The sequence below is a fragment of the Sphingorhabdus sp. genome (assembly GCF_040079335.1).
Lineage (GTDB): Bacteria > Pseudomonadota > Alphaproteobacteria > Sphingomonadales > Sphingomonadaceae > Sphingorhabdus_B.
The window spans coordinates 19,397-28,988 of record NZ_JBEBKL010000038.1 but is presented as its reverse complement, the minus strand read 5'-3'; the positions used below and the strand labels follow the sequence as shown (position 1 = coordinate 28,988).

The 9,592-nt window shown below is 61.6% G+C and carries 14 protein-coding genes and 1 pseudogene; 1 reads left to right on the top strand and 14 read right to left on the bottom strand.

Annotated features, from left to right (window positions below):
• The 11 genes and pseudogenes from ABL922_RS10850 to ABL922_RS10800 all read right to left on the bottom strand — a co-directional run.
• Positions 1 to 315, bottom strand: a pseudogene (locus tag ABL922_RS10850) (conjugal transfer protein TraG); the annotation flags it as partial.
• A gap of 123 nt (positions 316 to 438) precedes the next feature.
• The gene (locus ABL922_RS10845) at positions 439 to 2,178 is read right to left on the bottom strand and encodes a DUF3363 domain-containing protein (protein WP_349024230.1); all 1,740 of its coding nucleotides are present in this window, start codon (positions 2,176 to 2,178) and stop codon (positions 439 to 441) included.
• A gap of 259 nt (positions 2,179 to 2,437) precedes the next feature.
• Positions 2,438 to 3,139, bottom strand: coding sequence for a lytic transglycosylase domain-containing protein (locus ABL922_RS10840; protein ID WP_349024229.1), 702 nt, complete (start codon positions 3,137 to 3,139; stop codon positions 2,438 to 2,440).
• Between the two features lie 3 nt (positions 3,140 to 3,142).
• Positions 3,143 to 3,472, bottom strand: a complete 330-nt coding sequence (locus ABL922_RS10835) for a DUF736 domain-containing protein (RefSeq protein ID WP_349024228.1) — start codon at positions 3,470 to 3,472, stop codon at positions 3,143 to 3,145.
• A 3-nt stretch (positions 3,473 to 3,475) separates the two neighbouring features.
• Entirely contained in the window at positions 3,476 to 4,054 is a 579-nt protein-coding gene (locus ABL922_RS10830; RefSeq protein WP_349024227.1) for a S26 family signal peptidase, read from the bottom strand.
• Positions 4,051 to 4,506, bottom strand: coding sequence for a DUF2840 domain-containing protein (locus ABL922_RS10825; RefSeq protein WP_349024226.1), 456 nt, complete (start codon positions 4,504 to 4,506; stop codon positions 4,051 to 4,053). Before ABL922_RS10825 ends, ABL922_RS10830 begins: the two co-directional genes overlap by 4 nt.
• 230 nt (positions 4,507 to 4,736) lie before the next feature.
• Positions 4,737 to 5,570 (bottom strand): replication initiator protein A, encoded by an 834-nt coding sequence (locus ABL922_RS10820; protein WP_349024225.1) that lies wholly within the window; start codon positions 5,568 to 5,570, stop codon positions 4,737 to 4,739.
• 53 nt (positions 5,571 to 5,623) lie between these two features.
• Entirely contained in the window at positions 5,624 to 5,896 is a 273-nt protein-coding gene (locus tag ABL922_RS10815) for a helix-turn-helix domain-containing protein (protein ID WP_349024224.1), read from the bottom strand.
• 128 nt (positions 5,897 to 6,024) lie between these two features.
• Positions 6,025 to 6,588 (bottom strand): DUF2285 domain-containing protein, encoded by a 564-nt coding sequence (locus ABL922_RS10810; RefSeq protein ID WP_349024223.1) that lies wholly within the window; start codon positions 6,586 to 6,588, stop codon positions 6,025 to 6,027.
• Positions 6,470 to 6,799 carry a DUF6499 domain-containing protein gene (locus tag ABL922_RS10805; RefSeq protein WP_349024222.1) on the bottom strand — a complete coding sequence of 110 codons (330 nt, stop codon included), beginning with the start codon at positions 6,797 to 6,799 and terminating at the stop codon, positions 6,470 to 6,472. Before ABL922_RS10805 ends, ABL922_RS10810 begins: the two co-directional genes overlap by 119 nt.
• Before the next feature lie 154 nt (positions 6,800 to 6,953).
• Entirely contained in the window at positions 6,954 to 7,322 is a 369-nt protein-coding gene (locus tag ABL922_RS10800; RefSeq protein ID WP_349024231.1) for a DUF2285 domain-containing protein, read from the bottom strand.
• A 116-nt stretch (positions 7,323 to 7,438) separates the two neighbouring features.
• Between ABL922_RS10800 and ABL922_RS10795 the strand changes: the two genes are divergently transcribed.
• Positions 7,439 to 7,666 carry a helix-turn-helix transcriptional regulator gene (locus tag ABL922_RS10795; RefSeq protein WP_349024221.1) on the top strand — a complete coding sequence of 76 codons (228 nt, stop codon included), beginning with the start codon at positions 7,439 to 7,441 and terminating at the stop codon, positions 7,664 to 7,666.
• A 50-nt stretch (positions 7,667 to 7,716) separates the two neighbouring features.
• On the opposite strand, the gene ABL922_RS10790 is transcribed toward ABL922_RS10795, so the two are convergent.
• From ABL922_RS10790 to ABL922_RS10780, 3 genes are all read right to left on the bottom strand, one after another.
• A complete protein-coding gene (locus tag ABL922_RS10790) occupies positions 7,717 to 8,037 on the bottom strand; it encodes a DUF736 domain-containing protein (protein WP_120222397.1) in 321 nt (106 codons plus the stop codon).
• Between the two features lie 612 nt (positions 8,038 to 8,649).
• Positions 8,650 to 9,054, bottom strand: a complete 405-nt coding sequence (locus ABL922_RS10785) for a hypothetical protein (protein WP_349024220.1) — start codon at positions 9,052 to 9,054, stop codon at positions 8,650 to 8,652.
• A 144-nt stretch (positions 9,055 to 9,198) separates the two neighbouring features.
• The gene (locus tag ABL922_RS10780; RefSeq protein ID WP_349024219.1) at positions 9,199 to 9,363 is read right to left on the bottom strand and encodes a hypothetical protein; all 165 of its coding nucleotides are present in this window, start codon (positions 9,361 to 9,363) and stop codon (positions 9,199 to 9,201) included.
• Between the last annotated feature and the right edge of the window lie 229 nt (positions 9,364 to 9,592).

Below are 9,592 nucleotides of genomic sequence, written 5' to 3'. Positions count from 1 at the left end.
TGCGGCTGTTTTCATCTCACGGGCGCGCCAGACTGACATTGAGATGGCGGCGATGATCGAGGCAAAGCCGCCCGTGACGGCGATCAGCCCGCCGGTTTCAAATATCTTTGGCGCATAGGCGTCGTAGCTAAACCACCACCAGAAGAAGTCGTATGGCCGGTAAACTGGCCAACCCAGCAGCTTGAACCACGGCGTGCCCAGTTCCGGCTGGTAAGCCAGAGCGGACGCGGTCCACTGTGTTGCACCCCAGATGCCGGTGAGCACGAGCAGGAACACGGCGAGGATCTGTCCCCATAGGATTTTGGTTGCGGCCATGATTTTCTCCTTTCGGACAAGCCCAATCATTGGTCGTTGGCCAGACGCAAGGCCGGAACTCCTGCTGGCGTAATGTGGCGAAAAAGGACGAGGCTTGGCGAAGAGGCCAGACAGAAGCATGGCCTACAATCCCAGCGTCCGGCTGCGGGTGAAATTCCAGTCGACTCCGCCGCGAGCGTTGATTGTACCGCTGACGGCCTGACCCAGATGACGTTCAAGGCTGGGTCGCCAGGGCACCAACTGAAAGCCCATCCCGTCATCGATCATGGCAAAGCGTCCCGACGAAAGCGGGACGCGCTCGCGGTATATCCCGGCAAGATGTTCGCCGGGTTTTGCCGGTATATGTTCCAGCCCCGACCGTGTGGCTATATGCTTGGTCGCCTCAGCTAATTCGCGGCTGCGCAACTCATCGAGCAAGTCTTTGGCGAAGATGAACCGCTGGCCTTGCCGACGCGCTAGTCCTTCGCTTGCCAGATGCTCTGAACGTGCGGCAAGCGCATCGCGCACGTCTGCGCCAAACCCTCCTGCGGTTTCTACAGGCTCACGGGCGACCAGCTGACGATCGAGCCATGTCGCGCCGGGCGCGCTGATCTGTTCGGCAAGCGACAGGTCGGACCGAACCGAGAGAGACTGTCGGTCATTACCGCGATTATCACGCCACTGGCCAAGTTCGACTATCGCGCCCGGCTTGGCGTCGCTGGTTTGATCAATATCGTCAAACCGGAGATAGTGTGTCCGCCCGTCGGTCGCATCGACCACCGCATAGGCGCTGCCAGTCAGCTCATCATGCAGACCGCGCGCGACCAATCGTCCGATCACCGGGTCGGCGGCCAGATCGTCATGCAGCGCAAAGCGACCTGTGTCAGGGCGAAGTCCGCTTGCCCCCATTGCCCGGTGCATGGTTTTGATGATGTCGCCCCGGATCGAAAGGTCGCGCAATGTTTGCTCGATGCCCGGCTTCAGCGTCCAGCAGGCGGGGGCGACACGGTCCGCGAGACCGAGGCGTTCCAGCTTGGTGGCACGGCCCAGCAGATGAGCATGGTCGGAGCGGTCATAGCCCGAGGGATTTGGGCGAAGATCGACCAGGCCGGCATTGTCATCCGCCAATCGTTGCAAGGACCGGTCGAGGCTGGTCCAGCGTTCAGCATCAACTTCTCGGGCGATGGCCTGGGCAATTTCGCGTTCGCTGCGCGGACTCAGTTCCACCGTGACGCGCTCCTCGGCGCGCGAACGAAGTCCGGCGCGGATATAGTCGCGGTCAATGACGAGGTCTTTGCCATCTTCGGCGCGACCACGAACGAGGATATGGGCATGCGGATTGTTGGTGTTCCAGTGATCGACCGCGACCCAGTCGAGCCTTGTGCCCAGATCGCGGGCCATGTCGTCCATCAATTCACGCGTGAAGGTCCGGATGTCTTCGAGCTCTGCCGCGTCCTCGGGAGAGACGATGAAACGAAAGTGATGTCGATCCTCTTCGCAGCGTCCGGCAAAGGCGTCGCCATCAGCTGCGTCGGATCCTGCATCGAAGAGACCTGCCTCTTTGCCGTCACGGGTTACGCCATCACGCTTGAGGTAGGCAACATGGCGAGCGAGTGGTGCTGCTCGAAACCGCGCTCCCTTGTGCCGGACCACGCGCGCTTTGACGACCACGCGGCGATTGGTTGACCGTAATCTTGCGGCCAGTCCGGCACGCCGACCTCGTGCTGATCGCCCCGTTCCGGAATAGCGTGATCGTGCGAGCCGGTGCCCGCCTTTCATCGAGTAGCTGACAACCTGGCCGATAAAGGACTGTGCCCGCTTACCACCGCCGCTGCCCCGGCTACGCCCCTTGCCGGGTCGAACGCGGAAATCGTCGTCACTCATTGCGGCAAGATCACAAATTGAGGCCGCTTGAAGGCTGACGGCGCATTTTGCATTGAAAACATTACAGAAAATGGGGAGAGAGCCAGCAGGGCTGGTGGGGCGACGGCTGAAATTATCGCCTTGTTCCAATCACCTACACCCACACCGACGGCGGCGCTTTTATCTGGCCATCCTCCTGAACCTTCCCCTCCTGCAGCTGACCTTCCGCACTTCCTCACGCCGAAACACGCCATGACACGCCAGAAAGACAAACGGTCAATCACTGCGGACGGCTCCCCGAAACGGGGGCGAAGAGGCCGTTCAGGGGCGCAGACGAAGTTGAAATGGAGGTCGGCGGCGCGGCGGCGGCGAAGCTGCCGGATGCGTCGGTGGGTTCATCTCCGCGCACGGCGAACAACTGGCTCTGTGTCCAGGATGGGCGAACCGGCTGCACGGGCGATGCGCTGGCAACGACTGTTGCCGCGCTGCCTGTTTGCAGCATCGGTGCAATCTTGGCGACATAGGCGCGGGTTTCGGCGGGGAGCGGACGACCACTATCGCGCCACTGTTCGTAGCGGCCCGGCCCAGCATTATAGGCAGCAAGGAAGCCGGAGGCGCCGTAGCTGTCATACATTTCTCGAAGGTATGATGTGCCCGCCATGATGTTGTCGCGTGGATCGAATGGGTCAGGACCAAGCCCGAACCGGGCGCGCTGGCGCGCCCAGGTTGTGGGCATGAGTTGCATAAGGCCTTGCGCACCCTTGGACGACACCGCTCCAATCCGGCCTGCGCTTTCGGTGCGCATCACTGCGTAGATCCAGTGCTCCGGGATGCCGAAGCGCTGCGACGCCTCGGCGACGTGCGAAGCGATGTCGACGTTGCGCGGTGTAACCTGTTCGGAAGCGTCCTGCCCAGGGGCAGGCGCGGCACCGAACAGAGCGAGTGCGGCGAAAGCGGCCAGCCCCAAGCGGCGTTGCTGCATGGCTCAGTCCGCCTTTTCACGCCGGGACGGACGTGACCAGACCAGAACGTGTCCATTGTCATTGCCCTTGAACAGGTTGCCGCGCAGCGGCTGGATGAACGATGGGTCGTCGATCTGGATGCTGACATAGTCACCGGCCTTCTCGCCGACATGCTTCCAGCCCGCGCCGACTTCGCGCGCCTCGTCACCCTCACCGGCGATCACGCGGAAGTCAGGGGCGTTCTCGCTGTTCGATGGGTCTGCGGACAAGAGGACAAGATCGATGTCGAGCGTCAGCGTGTGCAGATGCCCGGCAAAGCCGCCATCGGCGGCAATGAATGTTCCAATACGCATGGTTTAGTCTCCTTGGGTTGCGGTGGGGGAAGGCTCGGAGGCGCGGGGATCGGCGAACCAGACATAGTCGCCGTTGCCCGCTTCATCGGTCCAAACCGGCGTCGCGCGGCCGATGGCATCGGCTAGGCGCAGCACTCCGAAATAGCGGCCGTCGAAACTGTCGGGCGCAGCCGGGTTCATCACAAACAGCTCGCCGGCACGCAGTGTTCGGCAACCGAACCATGCGGGCAGCGCGCGGCCGAGACGGTCGCGCGCACGCGCCGCGCCGACATATTGGCCATCGATGGTGATGCCATGCGCGAAGCGGCAGACGCGCTGGCCGCGCACAGCTGCGATGCGCTTTAAGAGCGGTACGCCGGTCGGCAGGTAATGCCGTTCCGCGAGCAAGCGGCGCAGTTGGGGCGGCGGTTCGATGGCGATCCGCTCCCCGACGTGCAGGCTTGCCTTGCCACGGATGGCATAAAACCCGGTCGGAACGGAGGCGGTCGCGTTCCATACCGCGTAACGCGAGACCGGAACGGTCAGCGTCGCGAGCGTAGCGGCCACAACGGCGCCAGCCAGGACGAAGCTGCGTCGGATCATGGCAACAGCGCCTTGCGCTGGAGCCATGCGCGATGGCGCGCTGGGCTGTAGCTGCGCGGAACTTCGCGACCCGCCATCCGGTTGTGGATGTGGCGCCAATGATCGTGCGCGACGTCACAAGGGTCGATACCCGTCGCCTCAATGGCGTCGATCAGGCGGAAGACCTGCGCGACTTTCGGCCAGCCATGAACGCTGAGCAGGACGTCTCCGCCCGGATCAACCTGCGGCACCGGTGTGCAAGGCTCGTGTCCATCAACGGCACGGACGATGTCGAGCGTCGAGCGAATGGTGCCGTAATCATTGGAGGCCCAACGCACCAAAGCGAACAGCTGTCCCGCCGCATAGCTTTCGATGCGCTCACTGCGGCTGACAATCCGGTCCGCTACTGGCTTGCCGAACTTAAGCCAGTCCTCGCGTTCACCCTTGCGCCAGAACAGCGTGACATGAGTCAACTGCGGTCCATCGCTTACCCTCGTTTCGGCAGGCCTGCGCGGCGGTGCTTCGCCATTCGTCCACAGCGCCGAGTCCGTTAGCAAGAATCCGAAGGATTCTTTGTTAGCTAAGTTAAGGGCGAAATTCGGCGCAGTTTTCTGCGGCTTTGAAGGCCATTTCGGTTCCTGATAGTCCGAACTTTCGGTTCCTGATCGTCCGAGTCTGGCGGTTCCTGATAGTCCGTGTTGCATCACGACATATCCACATGCTGAAGACCGACGCGCCGCATGGCCGCGTCGAATGGATCGGGTGGGATCGCAACAAAGCTCAGCCGCTCACGGCCCAGCGCGTGTTCGATGGTGAGCGCGTAGCCGGGCAGTGCCTGTCGTCGCACGATGTCGCGCAGCTCGAACGCGAAGCGCTTCGGCGGCGAGAGCGCCCCGGACTTCATGTGCAGGTGCTGGAAATCGAAGCTCCAGCCACCCTTTTGCTTGCCGCCGTGCTTGCGCACGAGGCGGTAGAGCCAGCGTTCCAGCCCGCCGGTCAGCGCGAAATAGGCTGGGTCAATTGTCAGCACGAGTGCTTGGTCGATCACCCCTTCGTAGAACCAGTCGGGGACGATCATCTCGATCCCGAGCGCGCGGCCCGAACCGTCGAGCCGCTCTTTCCATTCATTGATCCACGAGAAGCGATGCCGACGCCGTGCGTCGCGCTGGCGGATCGAGGTCGCGATCGTAGTCGATTGCAGCCGATCCAGCCCGGCCTTGAGCCGTTCGTAGCTCGCCTTGCCGGTGCCACGCCGGGTGAAGGCGAGAATCTCATGCGGGGTGGCAGCGATCAACCGTGATGTCGGGCGGCCCATGTCGCGCGCCTCGACGATTTGGCTCGCTACCCAGATGAGGACGTCGGCGTCCCATATGGTCGCCATGCCATGTTCGGCGGTCGCCTCGACCAGGATCGAGACCTCGCCCATCCGAAAGTCGATCGGACGCACCCGCTTCGACTTGGCTAGGCTGAAGAAGGGCCAAGCCATCAGATCCTGCGCGTCGCGCGCCGCGATGTCGCCGCCTGCGCTGACGAACAATTCAAGCTGCTGGCTAGAAACCGGAAAGGGGGAAGTGCGGCGCACGAGATCGCTCAGCGCCGCACCGGGGGCGTGTAGCCGTCGAGCCGCTTGGCAGGGTGGACCACACCTTTGCCTGGATCGCTGGTCGAACGGCGCAGGCCCAGTTCGGCCCAGGCATCAAGGTCGGTAAGCGAGTAGACAATGCGCCCGCCTAGCTTGCGGTAGACCGGCCCGGTCCCGAAACAGCGGTGCTTTTCGAGTGTCCTTGCGGACAGCCCCAGATGCACAGCGGCATCGGGCGTCCGCAAGAAGCGGGCTATTACGGGTGTGGGTCTGGCATCCATCGGCTTGCTCCGCTGAGGTTCGAGCACAGCGGCGGGCTGCCGCTGGTTGCGGAGATCAATGGCGAAGCTGGAATGCTGGGAGGGAGTGACAGAATATCAGGGACAAAGATTGTCACCCCTGACGCAAATCATCCGCGAAGCAGCAATGCGCGATATCCGCCATTCACCATTTTCCTAGCTTCAGCGATCAGACGAAGTGTATGGCGACGTTCATCGGAACCCTTCCATGCCGCACCTGCCAAGGGCTGATGGCGCGCAAAGACGAGGCTGAAGGCGAGGTCGCGCGCTGATGCGCCAGCCTCAAGACCATCATGGATGGCGAGCAACAGTGCAAGGCGGGCGCGCCGGTAGGCAGGCGGCGACGCGGTCCGATCCGTACCAAGGCGACGGCCATGTGCTGCCTTTTCATAGCGCGCAGCCGCTGCAAGGCGGGCCGCCAAATGATTGTCATGAGGGATGATCAGACAGTCATGCGAGTGCGCCGGGGACATGTGAATGCAAAGGCGGAGCCGAGCGTCGCCGTTGGCGGCGACCAAATGGTAGTCGGTTCCAAAGCTTATCTCAGCGAGGCGATCAAAGCCGGGCAGTAGCGGGACAGTGGTCCCGGTATTGGCAGTCGCCAGCATGACGAGATCGGTTGCGGTTGCGGGCGACCATAAGGCTGGTGCCGTTCGCGGATCGGCCCCAGGCACAGTGGGGAAAGCTTAGGCCCCATCGCCCGGCCAGACCCTCCTGTTCTTTGCTTTCAAGAGCGGGCTTCTTGGCAATGCGTGCTGCTGTATCTGCATGGTCGCGCCGATAGTCGGCATTGCGTTGCAGATACTCCTGCGCAAAATCCGCATAGTCATGGTGTTGATACTGATCTGCGGTCGATGGTGACCGCCATGACGAACCACTGGACATAGCGCCCCCTGCATGCACAGGCGAAAAGGCCAAGTATCAAGTCTTTGTGGATCAAGGATAAGCCGCAAGTAACCAAAGATGCGGGATATTGTGCGACAATCTGAGTGAAGATAAATGAATGACTATGTGATTCAACGTGAATTGCCGATTTCAATCAACCTTTGCGCGACATTTCAAGAAGATGCTTATAGCCGTGGGCGGTCATCCAGCGCGCGCGCTCAAGATGACTGTCGTGCACCAGGCGTGCGCGGTCGGGTTCGACTGCGGCGTCAAGGCCGAAGATGATTTGAGCCACTTCGCGCCAGTCTGCACCTTCCTCAGCGGCGTCAAGTATCCGTAAATATGTGACAAAATTCCGCTCGTCATAAGCCGTGATGCGATCATCGGCTGGCGCGCGGTCCTCAAATGGCGGTGTCGTCATAGGACGAGCCTTCGCTTCGACTCGTTGATCATGTCGGTATGCATAGCACGAAGCCTCTCCGAAATGGTGACTTTTACGGTTATCCGACTTGTTGGAGAGCATAGTGCCCGCATTCGGATAAGCGTCTTGGTCTACCAAGTGGCTGATTTGGCCCGATTGATTGGCCTGTAGAGTATACTCCGTGGTTAAATACTCTGCAACAGTGGTCATTGCGTGCGATGAAATTGCGCGAGGTTCTGGCCACCAATCTGAAACACTTTCGCCTTGCGGCTAGACTGTCGCAGGAAGAATTGGCCCACCGTGCGCATCTTGATCGCACCTACGTCAGCAGCCTGGAGCGCGGGCGCTATAGTGCGTCGATTGACAAGATCGAAAGCCTGTCGGTGGCATTGGGGATCGAAGCATCCGAACTCCTTGTGATTCCGTCCGCGGCTAGCGAGGCCTAAACAAGCCGAAGCGCCGCCCGGCAGGTTGCCGGGCGGCGCTGGCGTTCCGATCAGTCGCCGTTGGTGCGGCGGGCACGTGACCAGATCAGGTTGTAGCTCTTGCCGTCTTCGTCGTCGAAGAGGTTGGCGAAGATCGGGGCGGTGAAGCTGGGATCGTCGAGCTTGACCGAGAGATAGTCGCGGCCTTCGTTCGAGGTCTTGGTCCAGGCGGCGCCGATTTCCGCGCGGCCGACGAAGACCCGGTGCGACGGTGCGTTCTCGTTGTCGCTGGTTTCGGGGACGATGCGGACGTTCTTCTGCTGCACCGACATGGTGACGATCTCGCCCTTGTATTCGTTGCCGGTCTTGGTGAAAGTTCCGATGTTGGCCATGATGATTTCCTTCAAGTTTGTCGAGCCCGCGCCCATCGCGGCCTCGATGGCTGGTTGAAGGCAGGGGCTTGCGCCCGCTGCATCCGCAGGACCGGAACAGAGTGGAGGACGGCGGCCAGACGGCTTTCTTGCCTCGCGAGGAATGGGTCGCAAACCCAGGGGAAGAAAGTCGGTGCAGACGGCGTTGCAGCAAGGGATCAAGCGGCGAAGCCATCCCCTGCCAACCAAAGCCATTGAAGAGGCGGCATTGGGCTCGGGTCACACTTGAGTGGGAGCCATGGCATTTCCCGGACTTCCAAGACCGAGCTGCGATGAGGAAGGTATCGTCACATGGTGCGTTTGCTAGTCATCCCCGCAACCTCGGACGTCGGCAACGGCGATGCGCCACCGCCGGTTTGATCGGGATCCCCGCATTCGGCTCGTCAAGACCCAGTACCTTACTGGCTGCGGGTTTTCGGTCTTGCTCCGACCCCGCAACTGCCCAGACCAACCCGACCCAAGACGGAGCAGGCGGGAATTGCAACTTGATCACAACGCCTGCCTCGTACCGGCTGACCTGGCTGTGCCAGACCCGCCCTGTACTTGCCGGGCGGCGCTTGGAAAACGAAGAAGCTAAGGGCGTACGCGGCTCCACTGCGTCCAAGATGTAGCAGCGACGATCGCAGCGCCAAGCAGCGAGATGACGAACTGCCATGCGCTTGGCGGCATGGTCGCCGCAGCGATGCCGTGGACAGCGTGATAACCCGCAACAGCAGCGGGCGCGGCAAAGGCGATGCCGACCACAGCCCGCGTCAGATCAGACTTGGCAAACGCCAGTGCGAGTTGAGCAACAGCGAGCAGGATGATCGCAGCGATGGCTGCGGCGGCGAGCGCAACGAGAATGCCGTTGCCGCTGCGGTAGGTCGCTGAACCCGCGAGAAAGGAGACGAATAGCGGTAGGGCGTAGATCGAAAGACGGTACAAGAGCGCGCAGCACAGAAACACAGCGACGATTATCAGGGCAAAACCGATCAGCATGGCGTCCTCCTTGGAACCAAGGGTTTGGGACGCGCTCTCCACCACCACCACAGCGCAATGTGCATGGAATCCATAGCAGAAATGCCCGCGGACATGAATACCCGATGGGCATCCTGCCATGCGGCGCAACGCGATTTGGCGCGGTCAGGGGTTGAATGGGTCATATTCGCGAACGACGCTGTCGGCATCGCCGTCGAATTCGGATGTTGGAACGGCGGCATAGCCGTAACCGGCGTGGAACAGGGTGACGCAGACCATCAGGGTGCGGGCGAGGCTCCAAGCGTGACGCTGTGCGATGGTGAGTGACATGTTCGAGCTCCTGTCTCGGAGCAGGGACCATCCCCGCTCGACAGGCCCCGAACAGACGGCGCAAAGCCGCAATCACCACGAAGGCTTAGCCGCAGTGGCCGCACGCCCAGCGTAGCGGACCCTTCACGGGTTGATTGAAGGAGGCTTTGGGGCGGCCAACGGATTGGCCTTTGAGAGCGGGGTGGTTGTTTTCCAGACAGGCATGAATTGTCGTTGAAGTATCGCGCAA

Coding starts and splice junctions, on each gene's coding strand:
- ABL922_RS10845 (WP_349024230.1), bottom strand. CDS start 2,178: ATGAGTGACGACGATTTCCGCGTTCGACCCGGCAAGGGGCGTAGCCGG.
- ABL922_RS10840 (WP_349024229.1), bottom strand. CDS start 3,139: ATGCAGCAACGCCGCTTGGGGCTGGCCGCTTTCGCCGCACTCGCTCTG.
- ABL922_RS10835 (WP_349024228.1), bottom strand. CDS start 3,472: ATGCGTATTGGAACATTCATTGCCGCCGATGGCGGCTTTGCCGGGCAT.
- ABL922_RS10830 (WP_349024227.1), bottom strand. CDS start 4,054: ATGATCCGACGCAGCTTCGTCCTGGCTGGCGCCGTTGTGGCCGCTACG.
- ABL922_RS10815 (WP_349024224.1), bottom strand. CDS start 5,896: ATGGATGCCAGACCCACACCCGTAATAGCCCGCTTCTTGCGGACGCCC.
- ABL922_RS10805 (WP_349024222.1), bottom strand. CDS start 6,799: ATGTCCAGTGGTTCGTCATGGCGGTCACCATCGACCGCAGATCAGTAT.
- ABL922_RS10800 (WP_349024231.1), bottom strand. CDS start 7,322: ATGCTCTCCAACAAGTCGGATAACCGTAAAAGTCACCATTTCGGAGAG.
- ABL922_RS10795 (WP_349024221.1), top strand. CDS start 7,439: ATGAAATTGCGCGAGGTTCTGGCCACCAATCTGAAACACTTTCGCCTT.
- ABL922_RS10790 (WP_120222397.1), bottom strand. CDS start 8,037: ATGGCCAACATCGGAACTTTCACCAAGACCGGCAACGAATACAAGGGC.
- ABL922_RS10785 (WP_349024220.1), bottom strand. CDS start 9,054: ATGCTGATCGGTTTTGCCCTGATAATCGTCGCTGTGTTTCTGTGCTGC.
- ABL922_RS10780 (WP_349024219.1), bottom strand. CDS start 9,363: ATGTCACTCACCATCGCACAGCGTCACGCTTGGAGCCTCGCCCGCACC.